Origin of the sequence: Sphingomonas endolithica, from assembly GCF_025231525.1 — a bacterium.
GTDB lineage: Bacteria > Pseudomonadota > Alphaproteobacteria > Sphingomonadales > Sphingomonadaceae > Sphingomonas > Sphingomonas endolithica.
Genome location: NZ_CP103057.1, coordinates 1,642,695 through 1,659,219, shown reverse-complemented (window position 1 = coordinate 1,659,219; position 16,525 = coordinate 1,642,695). Strand labels below are relative to the sequence as shown.

The 16,525-nt window shown below is 65.8% G+C and carries 16 protein-coding genes; 7 read left to right on the top strand and 9 right to left on the bottom strand.

The features are described from left to right. Positions 1-30: 30 nt before the first annotated feature. Genes NV382_RS19570 through NV382_RS07855 form a run of 6 tightly spaced genes read right to left on the bottom strand, consistent with a single transcriptional unit; the run spans position 31 to position 7,564 of the window. The gene (locus tag NV382_RS19570; RefSeq protein WP_312026771.1) at positions 31-2,088 is read right to left on the bottom strand and encodes a bifunctional glycosyltransferase/UDP-glucuronate decarboxylase; all 2,058 of its coding nucleotides are present in this window, start codon (positions 2,086-2,088) and stop codon (positions 31-33) included. Then, positions 2,085-3,173, bottom strand: coding sequence for a CgeB family protein (locus NV382_RS07875; protein WP_260599956.1), 1,089 nt, complete (start codon positions 3,171-3,173; stop codon positions 2,085-2,087). The genes NV382_RS19570 and NV382_RS07875 overlap by 4 nt, the downstream gene beginning before the upstream one ends. Further along, entirely contained in the window at positions 3,170-4,276 is a 1,107-nt protein-coding gene (locus NV382_RS07870; RefSeq protein ID WP_260599955.1) for a CgeB family protein, read from the bottom strand. Before NV382_RS07870 ends, NV382_RS07875 begins: the two co-directional genes overlap by 4 nt. After that, the gene (locus NV382_RS07865; RefSeq protein WP_260599954.1) at positions 4,273-5,373 is read right to left on the bottom strand and encodes a glycosyltransferase family 4 protein; all 1,101 of its coding nucleotides are present in this window, start codon (positions 5,371-5,373) and stop codon (positions 4,273-4,275) included. Before NV382_RS07865 ends, NV382_RS07870 begins: the two co-directional genes overlap by 4 nt. Continuing rightward, the gene (locus NV382_RS07860) at positions 5,370-6,452 is read right to left on the bottom strand and encodes an SDR family NAD(P)-dependent oxidoreductase (RefSeq protein ID WP_260599953.1); all 1,083 of its coding nucleotides are present in this window, start codon (positions 6,450-6,452) and stop codon (positions 5,370-5,372) included. Before NV382_RS07860 ends, NV382_RS07865 begins: the two co-directional genes overlap by 4 nt. Then, positions 6,449-7,564, bottom strand: a complete 1,116-nt coding sequence (locus NV382_RS07855; RefSeq protein ID WP_260599952.1) for an NAD-dependent epimerase/dehydratase family protein — start codon at positions 7,562-7,564, stop codon at positions 6,449-6,451. Before NV382_RS07855 ends, NV382_RS07860 begins: the two co-directional genes overlap by 4 nt. A gap of 270 nt (positions 7,565-7,834) precedes the next feature. On the opposite strand from NV382_RS07855, the gene NV382_RS07850 reads away from it, so the two are divergent. Genes NV382_RS07850 through NV382_RS07830 form a run of 5 tightly spaced genes read left to right on the top strand, consistent with a single transcriptional unit; the run spans position 7,835 to position 12,093 of the window. Then, positions 7,835-8,431 carry a histidine phosphatase family protein gene (locus NV382_RS07850; RefSeq protein WP_260599951.1) on the top strand — a complete coding sequence of 199 codons (597 nt, stop codon included), beginning with the start codon at positions 7,835-7,837 and terminating at the stop codon, positions 8,429-8,431. After that, positions 8,428-9,231, top strand: a complete 804-nt coding sequence (locus tag NV382_RS07845) for a TIGR04290 family methyltransferase (RefSeq protein WP_260599950.1) — start codon at positions 8,428-8,430, stop codon at positions 9,229-9,231. The genes NV382_RS07850 and NV382_RS07845 overlap by 4 nt, the downstream gene beginning before the upstream one ends. After that, positions 9,228-10,145 (top strand): glycosyl hydrolase, encoded by a 918-nt coding sequence (locus NV382_RS07840; RefSeq protein WP_260599949.1) that lies wholly within the window; start codon positions 9,228-9,230, stop codon positions 10,143-10,145. Before NV382_RS07845 ends, NV382_RS07840 begins: the two co-directional genes overlap by 4 nt. Further along, complete coding sequence (locus tag NV382_RS07835) at positions 10,142-11,107, top strand: MDR/zinc-dependent alcohol dehydrogenase-like family protein (protein WP_260599948.1); 966 nt, start codon at positions 10,142-10,144, stop codon at positions 11,105-11,107. Before NV382_RS07840 ends, NV382_RS07835 begins: the two co-directional genes overlap by 4 nt. Next, positions 11,104-12,093 carry a Gfo/Idh/MocA family protein gene (locus NV382_RS07830; protein ID WP_260599947.1) on the top strand — a complete coding sequence of 330 codons (990 nt, stop codon included), beginning with the start codon at positions 11,104-11,106 and terminating at the stop codon, positions 12,091-12,093. The genes NV382_RS07835 and NV382_RS07830 overlap by 4 nt, the downstream gene beginning before the upstream one ends. A 180-nt stretch (positions 12,094-12,273) precedes the next feature. Here the strand turns inward: NV382_RS07830 and NV382_RS07825 are convergent, their stop codons facing one another. Then, the gene (locus NV382_RS07825; protein WP_260599946.1) at positions 12,274-12,546 is read right to left on the bottom strand and encodes a hypothetical protein; all 273 of its coding nucleotides are present in this window, start codon (positions 12,544-12,546) and stop codon (positions 12,274-12,276) included. Positions 12,547-12,665: 119 nt separating this feature from the next. Beyond that, positions 12,666-13,169: a Ros/MucR family transcriptional regulator gene (locus NV382_RS07820; protein ID WP_260599945.1), complete on the bottom strand. Its 504-nt coding sequence runs from the start codon at positions 13,167-13,169 to the stop codon at positions 12,666-12,668. Between the two features lie 396 nt (positions 13,170-13,565). Between NV382_RS07820 and NV382_RS07815 the strand changes: the two genes are divergently transcribed. Beyond that, entirely contained in the window at positions 13,566-13,766 is a 201-nt protein-coding gene (locus tag NV382_RS07815) for a hypothetical protein (RefSeq protein ID WP_260599944.1), read from the top strand. A gap of 21 nt (positions 13,767-13,787) precedes the next feature. Here the strand turns inward: NV382_RS07815 and NV382_RS07810 are convergent, their stop codons facing one another. Continuing rightward, positions 13,788-14,084 carry an NAD(P)-binding protein gene (locus NV382_RS07810; RefSeq protein WP_260599943.1) on the bottom strand — a complete coding sequence of 99 codons (297 nt, stop codon included), beginning with the start codon at positions 14,082-14,084 and terminating at the stop codon, positions 13,788-13,790. A 155-nt stretch (positions 14,085-14,239) separates the two neighbouring features. On the opposite strand from NV382_RS07810, the gene NV382_RS07805 reads away from it, so the two are divergent. After that, a complete protein-coding gene (locus NV382_RS07805) occupies positions 14,240-16,441 on the top strand; it encodes a sugar nucleotide-binding protein (protein WP_260599942.1) in 2,202 nt (733 codons plus the stop codon). Positions 16,442-16,525: the final 84 nt, after the last annotated feature.

Below are 16,525 nucleotides of genomic sequence, written 5' to 3'. Positions count from 1 at the left end.
GGGCCCCGGCCTTCGCCGGGGAACAGCTAGCTACTCCGCCGCGCAGCTCAGCTCTTCGCCGCCAGTTGCGCTTCCCGACCCTACTTCCTGCGCGAACCAGGCGCAGGTCAGCGCCAGGCCATCGGCCAGCGGCACCTTTGGCGACCAGCCGAGCAATTCCTGCGCGCGGCTAATGTCCGGGCGGCGGCGCCGCGGATCGTCGATCGGCAGCGGCAGGTTGACCACGGCCGCATCGGATCCGGTCAGCGTCAGCACGTGGCCGAGCAATTCGTTAACGGTAAGCTCGTTCGGATTGCCGAGATTGACCGGCTCCGTTCCGTCGATGTCGCTTTCCATCAGCGTCATCAGCCCGGCGACCAGATCGGACACGTAGCAGAAGCTGCGCGTCTGGCTGCCGTCGCCATAGATCGTCACGTCTTGCCCGGACAGCGCCTGGCAGATCAGGTTGGAGACGACGCGCCCGTCATCCGGGTGCATGTTCGGGCCATAGGTGTTGAAGATGCGTGCGACGCGCACGTCGGCGCGGCCGGTGCGTGCGAAATCGAACGTCAGCGCCTCGGCCGCGCGCTTGCCCTCGTCGTAGCAGGCGCGCGGGCCGGTGCAGTTGACGGCACCGCGATAATCCTCGCGCTGCGGGTGGATTTCGGGGTCGCCGTACACCTCGCTGGTGGAGGTCTGCAGGAAGCGCGCGCCGCTCGCCTCGGCCAGGCGTAACAACTGGCTGCTGCCGACGACGTTGGTCAGCATCGTATGCTCGGGGTCGACCTGGTACAAAGGCGGGGACGCCGCGCAGGCGAGATTGTAGATGCGCGTGAAGTGGCGCGTGCGATCGACGATCGACGCCGGCAGCGGATCGACCACGTCGCCGCGGATGAATTCGAACCCTGGCTGCCCGATCAGGCGATCGAGGTTCGATGGGTGGCAGGTCTGCAGATTGTCCAGGCAGACGACCCGATGCCCCTGTGCCAATAGTGCCGCGCACAAATGCGATCCGATAAAGCCGGCACCGCCGGTGACCAGAATCAAACTGTCTTCCATTCTGTTGATACGTGCCTCTTCAAGATGATGTTCCAGTTCCGCCGCGCGGTGCGTGGCGGTATGTTCGGCCAGCACGCGGGTGCGGGCGGCATGGCCCATTGCCGCCGCGTCGCGATCGAGCGTGCGCAGTACGTCGTCGGCACCCCCAGCAATGACGATCTCGCGTTCGGGCACGAACAAATGATCGAGCCCGACCCAATCGTCGGAGATGATCGGCGTGCCGCAGGCGGCCGCCTCGAACAGCCGCACGGACGGCGACCAGCCCGCCGCGATCATGTCCGCCCGCGTCACGTTCAACGTGAAGCGCGAGGCCGAATAGAAAGCGGCGTGCTCGGCCGGGGGCAAATGCTCGATGCGCTCGACATTGGCGGGCCAGTCGATGTCGCCGGGATATTGCGGCCCGGCGACGACAAAGCGCAGGTGCGGCGCACGGCGCGCCGGCTCGATCAGCAGCCGTTCCAGCGTCGGCTGGCGATCGGGGCTGTACGTGCCGAGATACGACAGGTCCCAACGCTTTTCGACATCGAGCGGCTGGTATGCGGTATCGTCGACCGAGCAATACAGCGCGCGCGCTGCCGGCGATCCGAACTGCCGCTCGAGGCGCTCCAGCGTCGGCCCGCCGGTGAACGACAGATAGACATCGTAGCCCGGGATGATCTCGGGCGAGAGATACTCCATGTCGCCGCGCTCCAGCTTGGCGAGCGTCACAGGCGTGTCGATATCGTAGAAGGCGGTGACGCCGCGCGCGTGCTGCTGCGCATAACGCCCCACCGCCACGCCATCGGGCACATAGGAGCCGACGATCACCGCATCGGCACCGGCGATCTCTGCGCGCCACTGCTCCAGCCCGGCCAGGTCGGCATAATATTCCAGTCGACAGAAAGCGGGATCGGGCAGGTCGCGATGCCCGGCATACCAGGGTACGTCGCGCTCCAGGAACAAGATGTCGTGTCCGCGCGCGGCATACGCCTTCAGTATCGCGCGGAACGTGGTGGCGTGGCCGTTGCCCCAGGACGAGGAAAGGCTGAGCCCGAGAACGACGAGCTTCATGCCGCCTCCCTCGCCTTCTGCCGATGTACCTGGAACAGCGCGTCCACCGCCCCGGCGCGATGTTCGTAGGTATGTTCCGCCAGCACGCGGGCAAGCGCCGCCTCGCCGATCGCGCGCGCGCGTTCCGGCGTCAGCGCGGTCATGTGATCGACCACGTCCTGCCCGTCGCGCGCGACCAGCACTTCGGCACCCGGTGCCAGGAATTGCTCGATCCCCTCCCACGCATCGGTGATCAGGCAGGCTGCCGCGCCCCCCGCCTCGAACACGCGCGTCGCGGGCGAGAAGCCGATATGGGCCATCGAATCGCGCGCGACGTTCAGCACCGCGCGCGGGCTGCAATTGAAGGCATTGTGTTCGGCGGTATAGACATGACCACGGTGGCGCACGTTCGCCCCCATGTCCTTCGTCTCCCAGCCATTGCCGCCGATCAGGAACTCCTGGTTCGGTAGTGCGGCGGCGGGTTTCAGGAAGAACTCCTCTACGCGTGCCTCGCGATCGGGCAGGCGATTGCCGAGGAAAGCAAGATCGCAGGCGAAACGCGGATCGTGCGGCACCGGATGGTGCGTCGATGGGTCGAGCGCATTGTACACCGGCACGCATGCCTTGGCACCAAAGCCCAGATACGCGTCGATCACCGGCGGCCCACCGCCATAGGTCAGCACCAGATCGAGCTCGTCGAGTGCGCCCAGCACCGGATGGCCGGGATCACCGCGCATCTCGTCCAGCGTGGCGGCGGCATCCACGTCCCAGAAGATCTTCAGCGCATGTGCCGCGGCCTGATCGAGCACGCCTTCCAGCAGTTCGCGATCGAAGATGCCGACGCCGTTCGCCTTGACGACGATATCGGCATCCGCCGCCTCGGCCAGCACTGCGCGTGCCGCCTCGATCGTTGCCGGAAAGACAACGGAGCGCGCCCAGTCAGGCGCCTCGATGTCGCGGTGCTTCTGCCGATCGAACGCGTCGGGCTCGTAGAAGGTGATGTCGTAGCCGCGCCGCGCCAGCGCGTGCAGGATGCCGCGGTAATAGGTCGCCGCACCGTTCCAATAGGACGATACCAGGCTCGATCCGTAGAAGGCGATCTTCATGGGGCGGTCTTCTCTTGTGATTGGAGCGCGCCGGCGATCGACAGCAATTCGTCGACGCGGTGCGCGCAGGTGTGCCGGGCGAGGATCGTCTCCAGCCCATGGGTGGCGAGCGATCGGCGCAGGTCCGCATCGTCGCGGATCGCGGCCAGCTGACGCGTCATCGCCGCGCCGTCTTCGGCGAGGAGATAGTCGGTGCCGGTGCGGAACAGCTGCTCGGCATCGTCCCACGGTGCCGACACCAGCGGAATGCCGCAGGCCAGAGCCTCGAACATGCGGATCGTGGGAATGCCGGGCAGTATCGTGCTGTAATAGCGCCGCGGTACGTGCACCGTAGCGAGGTGACGCGCGAACATCGCCGGTGCTGCGGCATTGGCGAGCCAGCCATGATAGTGCGCGCCGTACCGCGCGACCGTCGCTTGCGCCTCTTGCGGATAGCGCACGCCGTAGATGTCGAGCGGCAGTTCGATATCGCGGGCGGGGGCGAGCAGGAAGCGTTCGATCTCCTCGCTGCGCTCGCCTTCGCCCCAATTCCCGACCCACACCAATCCGGTACGGGTGCCTTCGGTCAGCGGCGGGCGGAAGCGCCGCGTGTCCGCCGCTTCGTGCCAGGTCCAAACGCGACCGCTCCAGCCCCAGCCGCGATACACGTCCGACAGCGTCTCGCCGAACGCCAGCACGCCGTCATACCCGGACAGGTCATAGGCGCGCATCTCGTCGGGCGTGCTCACCGCGCGGTGGTGCGTGTCGTGGAACAGCAAGGTGAAGCTGCCGCCGCGTGCCCGCAATCGGCCGAGGTCGGCGACTAGCGCATGCTCGTTCCACTCGTGCACCAGCACCAGGTCGGCGCCATCGACCATGGCGTCGAGATCGGCATCCGCCGCGTAGCTGACCGAGGCAAGTTCGGGATAGGCGTCGCGATACGCCGCGGTTCCTCCGCCGCCGTGATCGCTGGTGAGATTGGCCAGGCTCCAATTGCCGGCGGGTTCGAACACGCGCACGTCGTGGCCGCGCGCGATCAGCTCGCTCAGCACGCCGCGCACGAAATGCGCGTTGCCGTGGTTCCAGCATGATTGCAGCGAGTGCGTGAAGTAGACGATTCTCATGCCGCAACCTGCTGCGCGGATGCCGGGACCAGTTCGGCGTATACCGCGTGCATTGCCGCTGCAGTGCGTGCCGGCGTGTAGCGGGCGGCACGCACGCGCGCCGCATCGCCCATCGACTGCCTGAGCATGGGGTCGCCCACCAGCCGCTCGATCGCCGATCGGTAGCCAGCGACATCGCCCTGCGCGACGAACGAGGCGGCGTCGTCCCACAATTCGCGGAACGTCGCGATGTCGGACAGCACCAGCGCACAACCGGCGGCGGCGGCTTCCAGCACCGCCAGCCCGAACGGCTCGAAGCTGGCGGCGGAGACGAACACCGGCCGCGCTGCCAGACGCGCCGCCAGTGCCGCGCCGCTGATCTCGCCGAGTGCCCGCAAATGTGTCAGCGTGATCGTCTCGCCATGCGGGCCGGTCACCGCTCCCGCGGCATGAAACGGTACGGCAAGACCGGCGGCCACTTGATCGAGCAAGCGTGCGTTCTTCACGCTATCCCACAGCCGCCCGACCGTCAGCACCGCGTCCTGTTGCGGCAGCAGCGGGGCAGGGGTGGGAAGGCTGCGGCCGTTATGCACCGCGTGCGGCTCGGTCGGCAGATCATAGGCCGCAGCGACGATCGCCGCATAGGCATGACTTGGCGCGACCACGCGGTCGGCGGCGGCTAGGCCGCGCGCCATCATCGCGCGGTGCCAGTTATAGGCAGGCGCCAACGGCTCGCCGCGGGCCGCTGCCCACCAAGTCGCGACGCAGCCATGCGTCACGGCGACGACCGGCATGGTGAAGCGCGCATCTGCGGCGAGCGTCGGCATGTTAAGCTGTACCAGGTCGATACCCTCGCGGGCAGCGAGGTCGGCGATCGTACCCCCAGCGGCACGCACCGGATCTGGCCCGTCGCACAGCCAGTCGAGCGGCAGGCCGGTCTCGATAAGCGTGACATTACTGAGCTCGGTCAGCGCGAGACGCTGGTCGGCCGAAGGCGGGGGCCCAAGCACCGCGAGCACCGTCTCGACATTGTGCGAAGCTAAGGCTGCTGCCAATTCCAGCGAATATTGCCAGACCCCCCCGACCGCGTCGGTGGTGAGCAGCAGCCTGAGGCTCACGACGCGGTCGCGGCTGCGCGGAGCGCGTCGGCGGCGATCGGCATGTTGATGCCGCGCTCCTGCGCCAGCCAGCGGGCGAGCGCCGCGACGCCATCGCGCCAGGCGACCTTGGGCGCGAGATCCAGTGCCTGTTGCGCCGCGCGCGTGTCGGCGACGAAATACCTTTGGTCACCGGCGCGCCAGTCGGACAGCTCGATCTCGACCTCGCGGCCGATCAGGTCGCCGATATGCCCGAGCAAGGAGCGCAGGCTCACCGCATTGGCGGCCCCGCCGCCCAGGTTGAACGCGCGGCCCCTGACCGTGTCGATCCGCTGCCAGACGCGCATATAGGCATCGACTGCGTTCGACACGTCGAGGATGTCGCGTACCTGCTGCCCATCGCCATACAAGGTGATCGGCCGGCCTTCCAACGCGCGGATCAGGAAATGGGCGACCCAGCCCTGGTCCTCCGTGCCCATCTGGCGATGGCCGTAGATGCAGCTCATCCGCAGCACCGCCGCGGGCATGCCGTAGCTGCGCGCGTAATCCAGTACATATTGGTCCGCCGCACCCTTGGAGCAGCCATAGGGCGTGTGGAAATCGAGCGGGCGATCCTCGCCGATGCCGTGCGCGGCGATGCCGGCGTCCACGGGCGCATAGCCATTGTTACCAAGCGTGAAATCGAGATCGAGCAGATCGCCGTAAACCTTGTTGGTCGAGGCAAAGATCACAGGCTTGTCGCCGCCGGCACGCCGCACTGCCTCTAGCAGCGAGAAGGTAGCGCCGATATTGATCTCGAAATCGTCGCGCGGATCGTCCAGGCTGGTCGTCACCGCGACCTGCGCGGCCATGTGGAACACCGCCTGTGCCTCGCCTACCGCGCGCGCCAGTTCGTCGCCGTCGCGGATGTCGGCGACGATCGGCTGGATGCGATCGCCATGGCGCTGCTGCAGCCAGGCGAGATTGCGCTCCACGCCGGGGCGGGACAGCGCGTCATACACCAGCACCTGATGGCCGTCGCTGGCCAGGCGGTCGGCGATATTGCTGCCGATGAAACCCGCCCCGCCGGTGACGAGTATCGGCCTGTCGCCCGCGATCACGCGACCAGCCCGCGCGCTTCGAGCTCGGCACGCGCCTTTGCGACGTTATCCTCGGCGGTCTGTTGCTGCACCCATTCCGCCAGTTCGGCGAGCCCGGCGACGAAATCCTGCCGCGCGGTGAAGCCGAGCTTCTCGGCGGCAAGCGACGTGTCGCAGAAGCAATGGCGGATATCGCCGATCCGGGTCTTGCCGACGATCTCGGGCTGCAGGTCGTTCTTGCCCATTGCCTGCGCCAGCGCTCGGGCAACTTGCGTCACCGAGCGATCCTGGCCGGAACCGATGTTGAACGTCTGCCCGGCCGCCTGCGGGAGCACGAGCGCATCGGCAAAGGCGCGCGCGACGTCAGTCACGTGCACGAAATCGCGGCGCTGCTCGCCATCCTCGAAGATCATCGGCACCTGGCCGTTCAGGAAGCGCGAGGCAAAGATCGCCAGCACGCCGGTATAGGGATTGGAGAGCGCCTGGCCTGGGCCATAGACGTTGAACAGCCGTAGGCACACGCCCTCGATCCCGTATGGCGACGACATGATGTGCGTGGTGCGTTCCTGCACGAACTTGTTGAGCGCGTAGATCGAGGCGAGGTTCGGGCGCTTCCATTCCGGCGTCGCGACCGCGGTCAGCGGGCGGCCCTGCGCGTCGAGCGGATCCCATTGCTGCTGTCCGTCGCGCACGTTCCCACGTTCGGCATTCTCGACGAACCCGCCGTCCGCGTCGCGGTACAGCCCTTCGCCATAGATGCTCATCGACGATGCGGTAACGACGCGGCGCACCGGCTGGTCGATCAGTTTCTCGAACAACACGGCGGTGCCGACATCGTTGACCGACGTGTAGCGCTCGACTTCGTACATCGACTGGCCGACGCCGACTTCCGCGGCGAGATGCACGACGCTGTCGACGCCCCGCAGCGCGCGGGCGACCGCATCGCCATCACGCACGTCGGCCTGGATCAGTTCGACATCGGCGTTCAGCGCAGCGGGGCGGCCGGCATCGCCGTGAACCTGCGGGATCAAGGCGTCGAGCACGCGCACCGTGTTGCCGCGGCTGAGCAGTTCGTCGCACACGAAGCGCCCGATGAAGCCGGCTCCGCCGGTGACCAGGACAGTCTCGCTCATGCGAAGGTCTTGCCCATTGCGCGATCTGCATTATTGTTCGGCGCCACGGCGGCGAAGCAGCATGGCGAGGATTGCCATACCGAATAATTGATCTGCATCAAGAAACACCCTTACATCCGATACTTATCCGGCCTTTAAAGCATCTTCATCTTCGAAGTTCCACCATTTTAAGCGGGTCCCCGCGATGGACAGGCACGGTTTGGTATGTAGAAGGCGTGGCGACGTCGCGATCCTGCGACCGTCGAACGTGTCACGGGATGTTGCATAGCTTTGACGGGTATCATCGTCCTGATCCGCCACGCCGCGCATGCCGATCTCGGTCAGATCCTGTCGGGTCGTACGCCGGGCATACCGCTCAGCGATGACGGTCGCAGGCAAGCGGCGGCGCTTGCCGAGCACATGGCCGGTCAGGACCTTGCCGCGGTCCATACCAGCCCGGTGCAACGCGCGCGCGAAACCGCCGACGCGATCCGTTCGGTGCGTGATGTACCCTGCGTCACCGTGGATGCGCTGCAGGAGATCGACTTTGGCGCCTGGACCGGCCGCAGCTTCGCCGAGCTTGATGGTCGGCCGGACTGGACGGACTGGAACCGCGATCGGGGGTCGGCGCGGGCCGCCGATGGCGAGACGATGGCCGAAGCACAAGCGAGGATCGTCCACCACATCGAGCAAGTCGCACGCGATCATGCCGGTGAGACGGTCGCCATGGTCAGCCACTGCGACCTGATCCGCGCCGCGATCGCGCATTATCTCGGCTTGCCGCTTGCTTGCCTGCTGAACTTCGACGTCGATCCTGCCTCCTTCAGCCGTTTGGCGGTCGGCGACTGGGGCGGGCGTGTCCTGTCAATCAACGAGACTGCATCATGAATGCTCTAGACGATCCCCGCGCGACCCTGGAGGCCGAGGTGGAGGCGCTCGCGCCATGGTTCCAGAACATCGACTTGGGTAATGGTCTGTGGACGGCGCCGGATCATTTCCTCGGCGACTATCCCGGCTTCAAATATCGCCGCTTCGCGCAAGCATTGCCGGCCGATCTCACGGGCAAGAGCGTGCTCGATATCGGCTGCAACGCCGGCTTCTATTCCGTCGAGATGAAGCGGCGTGGTGCAAGCCGCGTGCTCGGCATCGACAGCGACGATCGCTATCTGGCGCAGGCGCGCCTGGCCGCCACGGCGCTCGGCTTCGACGATATCGAATTTCGCAATCTGTCGGTCTACGATGTCGGGGCGTTGGGCGAGAAGTTCGACCTCGTGATCTTCATGGGCGTGCTCTATCACCTGCGTCATCCGTTGCTTGCGCTCGATCTGATCCGCGAACATGTCGCTGGCGACATGATGCTGTTCCAGACGATGCAGCAGGGATCGAAGGAGGTTACTTCGGTGCCCGAGGATCACCCGTTTCATGTGCCCGGCACCAACCGCCCGCCTGCCTATTTCGACGAGCCCGGCTATCCCAAGATGCATTTCATCGAGCGCAAGTTCGCGGATGACTGGACCAATTGGTGGGCGCCGAACAAGGCCGGGTCGCAGGCGATGCTGCGCGCCGCCGGATTCGTAATCGAGGCGCAACCCGAAGAAGAAGTGTATCTCTGCCGCGTCGCGCCCGTGCCTTTCGAGGGCTGGGGCGGATCGATGACGGTATACCCTGCGAAAGGACCTGCTGCATGATCGAAGCGGCGATGATCTGGAACGAGCCCAACAACAAGTCGCATTGGGACCCCGAGCACGACCCGGACTGGGCGATCTATGCCGACACGGTGATCCGCGCCGGCAACGCGATCCACGCGATGAACCCGGATGTGACGCGCGTGCTGGGCGGCATGTCGCCGATCGACCCGTCATGGCTGCAGCGGATGGAACGGCACGGTGCGCTGGAGGCGGTCGACGCCGTGGCGGTGCATGGCTTCCCGCTCGACTGGAACCTGTGGCCGATCCATGCCTGGCCGGACAAGATCGCCGAGATCGAGGCTGTGACCGACAAGCCGGTATGGGTTACCGAAGTCGGCGTCGGGTCGTTCGGCGCCGAGGAGGTGCAGGTCTTCGGGATCAACCGCACGGCCGAACTGCTGATCGGCCGCGTGCCGCGGATCTTCTGGTATTCGCTGTACGACCTGCCGATGGCCTGGGGCGCGGAAACCCGTCATCGCGAGGCGGAGGGCTCCAGCTATTATCGCCATTTCTACATGGGCCTGATCCGCGAGGACGGCACCCCCAAGCCGTCGCTCGACGATTATGCCAAGGTGGCCAGCGAGATGGGCCTGATGCAATGGTTCCATTTCGAGGATCCCCGGCTCGACGATGCGGTGGCGTGGATGAAGCGGCTCGGCACCAAGAAGCTGCGCACCGGCCTGTCCTGGGCGGACAGCTTCCGCCCCAATGCGACCGACTGGTTCGACCGGCAGATGGAGGCACTGGCCGAGTTCGATACTACCGTCACGTTCTGCTTCACCCCTGAGCATCTCGGTGTCGCGCCGCACCACACCAGCCCGGCGCGCGATCCTCAGGGCTTTGCCGATTTCTCCGCCTGGATGATCGATCGCTATGCGCCAGCAGTGGCGCCTTCCGTCTCGGTGAGCGCATGAGCGAGATGCAGGCGGCGATCCTGGCAGCCCCCGGCACGATCCGCATCGACCGGGTTGCGGTGCCGACAGCGGGGGCGGGCGAGGTGCTGGTCAAATTGGAAGGTTGCGGCGTATGCGCCTCGAGCCTGGAGCCATGGGCCGGCAACGAATGGATCCACTATCCCGGCGACGCGGGCGGGCTCGGCCATGAAGGCTGGGGCGTGATCGAAGCGCTGGGCCCCGATGTTGCCGACCTCGCGGTGGGCGACCGGGTCGCGGCGCTGTCTTACAAGAGCTTCGCCGAATACGATGTCGCGCGGGCGGATGCCGTCGTGCGGCTGCCCGCCTCTCTTGCCGGGCAGCCGTTTCCGGGCGAGCCGCTCGGTTGCGCGATGAACATCTTCCGCCGCAGCGACATCACCGCCGGCCAGACCGTGGCGATCGTCGGGATCGGCTTCCTAGGCGCGGTGCTGACCAGGCTCGCCACCGATGCCGGCGCGCGCATCATCGCCATCTCGCGGCGGGAATCGTCGCTGGCGCTCGCGCGCGAGTATGGCGCTGCCGAGACGATCGCGATGAACGATCACTACGCGATCATCGAGCAGGTCAAGGCGCTCACCGGCGGCACCTTGTGCGACCGCGTGATCGAGGCGGTGGGCAAGCAATGGCCGCTCGACCTCGCCGGTGAACTCGTGCGCGAAGGCGGCAAGCTGATCGTGGCCGGCTATCATCAGGACGGGCCGCGCCAGGTAAACATGCAGATGTGGAACTGGAAGGGCATCGATGTGATCAACGCGCACGAGCGTGATCCGGCGGTCGCGCTGCGCGGCATGCGCGAGGCGGTGGATGCGGTGGCAAGCGGGCGGATCGACCCGCGACCGCTCTACACGCATCGCTTCCCGCTCGACCAACTCGGCGCTGCCTTGGACGGGACGCGCGACAAGCCGGACGACATGGTCAAGGCATTGGTGCTGTTCCCGTGAAGCCGCGCATCGGTTTCCTTGGCACTGGCTGGATCGGGCGCCACCGCATGGCCGCGATGCTGGCGACCGGCGCGATCGAGGCAGCGGCGATCTGCGATCCCTCGCCGCAGGGCCTGGCCGATGCGGCAGCGCTGGCACCCGATGCAGTCGCCGTGGAGTCGCTGGAGGCGATGCTGGCGCTGAACCTCGACGGTATCGTCATCGCTACGCCCAGCGCGCTGCATGCCGCGCAATCCATCCAGGTGCTGGAGGCAGGGGCGGCCGTGTTCTGCCAGAAACCACTCGGCCGCAACGCTGCCGAAACCGCTGGGGTAGTGGCGGCAGCGCGCGCGGCCGACCGGTTGCTCGCAGTCGATCTGTCGTACCGGCAAACGAACGGCATGCAGCGGATCAAGGATCTCGTCCGCTCGAACGCGATCGGCAAGCTGTTCGCGATCGATCTGGTATTCCACAACGCTTACGGGCCGGACAAACCATGGTTCTACGATCGCGCGCTGTCCGGTGGCGGCTGCGTGATCGATCTCGGCGTGCACCTGATCGATCTGGCATTGTGGCTGGCGGACGAAGGCGCGGTGTCGAAGGTCTCGGCCAATCTGTTCGCGGCTGGTGACAGGCTGGCACCCGGCGCGGACAAGGTCGAGGATTATGCCAGCGCACAGTTCCTGATCGGCGATGTCGATGTCAGGCTCGCCTGTTCGTGGCGGCTGCACGCTGGCCGCGCTGCGGTGATCGCGGCCTCCTTCTACGGCAGCGAAGGTGGCGCCAGCCTCAACAATATTGACGGGTCGTTCTACGATTTTCGTGCCGAGCGCTTCACTGGCACTGGTACTGCGGAAGTGGCGAACGATCACGAGGAATGGGGCGGCCGCGCGGCGGCCGATTGGGCCATGCGCTTGGCGGCGGGGGAGCGCTTCGATCCCGCGGCCGATGATCTGGTCCGGGTCGCCGAGATCGTCGACAGTATCTATGCCGGTGGGCAAGCCTGAGGCGGCAACCACTGGGTGCGAGCGGGTTTTCGAAGTTCCTTTTACAGCCGTTCGTGTCGAGCGAAGTCGAGACACCGTCCCTGGGTCAGGTGTCTCGACTTCGCTCGACACGAACGGGAGAATTTAAGTTGCCGCTGTTCAAAGTCGATTGCGGCAGCGTCTGCGCAATCGCCGCGCGGTTTACGCCGCCGGCAGCATGTCCACCAGCACCGCAATGCCCTCGCCGACGAACGTCGCGCGGGCGGCGCCATCCAGCAGGAGCGGCCGCTCGGGTGTCAGCGTCGCGGCGGTCTGATGCTCGGGGTCGAGCGTGGCCCAGTCGCGCACGGCGCGTTCCAGGTTGGTCACCTCGGCAATGTCGCCGCCGCCGCGGGGTACGTTCTCCAGCGAAGCGCTCATCCGCCAGTCGATATCCGGCGTCTTGGCATGGTCGCCCCAAGTTGCTTCGGTCATGCTGCTATCCTCGAATGGTGAGCAAGGTAAGCGCCGAACCGTCGACGTTAGTTCCGCCGTGCAACCGCCAAGATCCCCCGACGTCCTTGCGGACGCCGGGTGCTCTTGGTCTTCTTGCTTCAGGCGGTCTTGGGCGCACGCGGTGCGCGCTTAGCCTTTTCGCCGCCGCCTTCATTGGCTTCGGCCCGGGCGGTACGACCGCGCTGGCCAAGGCCGATCTTGTGCGCCATCGCGCGGCGCTGTTCCGAATAGCTCTCGGCGACCATCGGATAGTCGGCCTTCAGATTGTAGCGCTCGCGATACTGCTCGGGGGTCAGGCCGTGCGTGGACAGATGGCGACGCAGCGTCCGGTAAGGCTTGCCGTCGATCATCGAGATGATGTGATCCTTCGACGCCAGCGACTTGCGCGCGGTCACCGCCGGCGTGAACTCTTCCGGCGCCGCTTCCTCGCTCGGCGCAGATGCTGCATCCGTACCGCTGGCAAGTTCCGTCACCGTTGCGTGCACCAGGCGCAGGAAGGCGGGAACCTCCTCGGCCGAAACGCGATTGTTATTGTTGCCCAGCCACGCGATGGTGACTTCGGTCGCCAGTTCAACGGCGTTCAATGATGTGTCTTCAGGCATTGTAGCTTCCTTGATCGTATGCTGCAGCGGCGCGCTAGCGTTGCTGGCAAGCTCCATAACGGAAGTGATGCCGCTGTCGAATGATCTATGGGGTGTCGGGCAATATTTTGCGAAGAAAATCGGCATTGCTACTGCGAGAAATGATCTAGACATGTAGCTCGACCCGCCCGGCCAAGCATCGGTCGATTTTTAACCATGTGTCTGTTCCCGAGTTGTTCGGGCAATTCAGCGCCATCCTTCGGTCTGTTTGCGCTGGCTGCTGTTCAGGCAAGGTACACGTGAGAATTGTAGCGCTATCATTGCAGCAATGCGCGTGTACGGTTGGCTGCTTGGCTACCGTGAATGCGCCGGGCGATTGACTGGACAGCAAGGCCTGTCGGTGGGTATCGGCCGCCCATGGGTATCACCGCTACAATCATGAATACGTCAACCGGGCAGCCGATCCAGAAGATGGCATTCGGGCGCATGCCCAAGCCATGGGCGTCGTTCAACCTTGCCACTGGCGAACTCGTCACGCCGGACAGGATCGATGTCGGGAAGCCCGCACCCGGCAAGTTCGCCGCACCGGTGACGATCTGGGTGACGCCCAAGGTTTAGAACTGCTGCTTCTTGAGCTTGTTAGCGGTGGATCAGGATCCCGGCGTCGTGGTGATGATCATAGGCGTTGCCGGCGATGTGAGGGCGGCGGTCGATCACCAACACCCGCTTGTTCGAGCCACGCGCCAGCCGCTCGGCCATGACTGCACCGGCAAAGCCGGCGCCTACGATCATCACATTGTCGCCTTCTGGCGAGCCCGCTGGCCAATCGTCGGGTGAGACGAACGGCTGCACAGCGGGCGACCGGGCGCTCGCGTGCGCATTGTCTTCCCGGTCCCCGGCGAAGGTGACACCAGGCGTTCGTCTTGCTTCCGCCATATCTACCTTGCTGCAAGATGAACGATGTACGATGAACCGGCGCGACGGTCGTTGAGTTCCTTGCTGTGACACCAGCGTAATCCAGATCAGGATACCCGGAGCGCTCTTGCGCTAACCGGTGCTTAGGCAACGGGCGAAGAGCCATCGGAGCAATTATGGACCAAATGCAGCTGTGGGGCGGCCCGGAATGCACGGTCAACCGCATCGGCGACGCCTTTCAGGACCAGTTCCGGCTCAGCGGCCACCATGATCGGCTCGAGGATATCGACCTGTTTGCCGATCTGGGGCTTAACGCGATCCGCTATCCCGTCTCCTGGGAGCGATTGGCGCCGGATCATCCCGGCGTCTACGACTGGCGCTGGATCGACAGCCGGCTCGATCGGTTGCGCGCACGTGGCCTCAATGTCGTGGCCGGCTTGGTCCATCACGGTAACGGCCCCCACTATACAAACCTGCTCGATCCGGATTTCCCCGCGGGGCTGGGGCGCTTCGCCGGCGACGTCGCCCGCCGTTACCCCTGGATCGAGGATTGGACGCCGGTCAACGAGCCGGTCACGACGGCGCGGTTCTCGGCATTATACGGTTTCTGGTATCCGCATCGGCGCGATGAAGGTGCGTTCTGGCAGGCATTGCTCAACCAGATCGACGGCACCCGGCTGGCCATGCGCGAGATCAGGCGGATCACGCCAGGCGCGCGGCTGGTGCAGACCGACGATCTCGGCCGGACCTACGCCACTGCGCCGCTTTCCGATCAGGCCGGCTTCGACAATCAGCGTCGCTGGGCGAGCTGGGATCTGCTGTTTGGTCGGATCGTGCCGGGCCATCCGCTCTACGATCATATCGGCGCGTTCGGCCTGACCGACCGGATGAAGGCGATCGCCGACGATCCGTGCCCGCCTGACATCGTCGGGATCAACCATTACCTCACCAGCGATCGCCTGCTCGATCACCGCTTCCACGCCTATCCTGAACATAGCCGCGGCGGCAACGATCGCTTGCCCTATGCCGATGTCGAGGCGGTCCGCGTTTTGGAGCCGGGACCGGCTGGGCTCGCTGGGGCGCTCCGCGAAACCTGGGATCGCTACGCGGCACCAATCGCGATCACCGAAGTGCATAATGGCTGCACGCGCGAAGAGCAGATGCGCTGGATGGCCGAAGCCTGGGACACGGCGCTGGCTGCACGCGCGGAAGGCATCCAAGTCGATGCGGTGACGAGTTGGGCGTTGCTCGGCAGTTATGGCTGGGACACGCTGCTGACGCGGCCGGGCCAATATGAGCCGGGCGTGTTCGATCTGCGCAGCGGCGCCCCGCGCGCGACCGCGATGACCGGACTGCTAAAGGCGCTGGCCGCCGGCGGACCCAGGCATCCGGTTTGTGCGCAACCGGGATGGTGGCGGCGCGACTTCCGCCTGGTGCACGCGCCCCTGTCACGCGCGGCGCCGATCCGGCAGCATGCGATGCAGCGGCAGGACGATAGCGGCCGGCCGCTGCTGATCACCGGTGCCACGGGAACGCTGGGGCGGGCGTTCCAGCGCGCCTGCATCGCCCGCGGTATCACGGCGGTGCTCACCGATCGCGCGGCGCTGTCGCTCGACGATCCTACGGGCATCGCCGCGACCTTGGCGGCACACGATCCCTGGGCGGTGGTCAACGCGGCCGGCTGGGTCCGCGTCGACGATGCTGAAGCCGATGAAGAGGCATGCCACGCCGCCAACGCGGTCGGCGCGATCAACCTGGCGAAGGCGTGTAGCGACCGCGGCATCAAGTGCCTCGCTTTCTCCAGCGACCTGGTGTTCGACGGTATCGCGGGCCGCGCCTATCGCGAGGAGGATGTGCCCGCACCGCTCAACGCTTATGGGCGCAGCAAGGCAGCGATGGAGCGCGGCATTCAGGCGCTGGCCGACGGCCACCTGATCATCCGCACCGCCGCCTTCTTCTCGCACGCCGACTCGCATAATTTCGCCGCCGCCGTGCATGCGCGCCTGTCGCAAGGCCTGTCCGTCGACGCGGTCCAGGATGAAGTCGTTTCGCCGACCTTCGTTCCCCACCTCGTCGATGCCTGCTTGGATCTGCTGATCGACGGACAGGATGGCATCGTCCACCTCAGCGGCGACGAGGGCCTCTCCTGGGCCGAGTTCGCGCGCAGGATCGCCGATGCCTGCGGGCTGGATGATCGCCTCGTCAAGGCGGTCGCGGGCGCCGGGTTGAACCGCCCTGCGGCCAGGCCACGCTCGGTGGCGCTGGAGAGTCGTTTGGGCCGCCTGGTTCCCCCGCTCAGCGTCGCCATTGCCGATTTTGCTCGCCACAAGCTGTTGGAACTGGAGCACAGTTCCCGTCTTGAGGTCAGAAGTGCGTAGTTACCGCCCGAACATCGACGATCAAGTGGGCCAGCTCAGCGACCGATAGCAGCCGTTAGGATCAGCAAGATTTCGCCTGTTTCT

What these genes read in the sequence shown, in the direction of transcription:
- NV382_RS19570 (WP_312026771.1), bottom strand. Translation starts at nt 2,088, where the DNA reads ATGAAGCTCGTCGTTCTCGGGCTCAGCCTTTCCTCGTCCTGGGGCAAC.
- NV382_RS07875 (WP_260599956.1), bottom strand. Translation starts at nt 3,173, where the DNA reads ATGAAGATCGCCTTCTACGGATCGAGCCTGGTATCGTCCTATTGGAAC.
- NV382_RS07870 (WP_260599955.1), bottom strand. Translation starts at nt 4,276, where the DNA reads ATGAGAATCGTCTACTTCACGCACTCGCTGCAATCATGCTGGAACCAC.
- NV382_RS07855 (WP_260599952.1), bottom strand. Translation starts at nt 7,564, where the DNA reads ATGAGCGAGACTGTCCTGGTCACCGGCGGAGCCGGCTTCATCGGGCGC.
- NV382_RS07845 (WP_260599950.1), top strand. Translation starts at nt 8,428, where the DNA reads ATGAATGCTCTAGACGATCCCCGCGCGACCCTGGAGGCCGAGGTGGAG.
- NV382_RS07840 (WP_260599949.1), top strand. Translation starts at nt 9,228, where the DNA reads ATGATCGAAGCGGCGATGATCTGGAACGAGCCCAACAACAAGTCGCAT.
- NV382_RS07835 (WP_260599948.1), top strand. Translation starts at nt 10,142, where the DNA reads ATGAGCGAGATGCAGGCGGCGATCCTGGCAGCCCCCGGCACGATCCGC.
- NV382_RS07825 (WP_260599946.1), bottom strand. Translation starts at nt 12,546, where the DNA reads ATGACCGAAGCAACTTGGGGCGACCATGCCAAGACGCCGGATATCGAC.
- NV382_RS07820 (WP_260599945.1), bottom strand. Translation starts at nt 13,169, where the DNA reads ATGCCTGAAGACACATCATTGAACGCCGTTGAACTGGCGACCGAAGTC.
- NV382_RS07815 (WP_260599944.1), top strand. Translation starts at nt 13,566, where the DNA reads ATGGGTATCACCGCTACAATCATGAATACGTCAACCGGGCAGCCGATC.
- NV382_RS07810 (WP_260599943.1), bottom strand. Translation starts at nt 14,084, where the DNA reads ATGGCGGAAGCAAGACGAACGCCTGGTGTCACCTTCGCCGGGGACCGG.
- NV382_RS07805 (WP_260599942.1), top strand. Translation starts at nt 14,240, where the DNA reads ATGGACCAAATGCAGCTGTGGGGCGGCCCGGAATGCACGGTCAACCGC.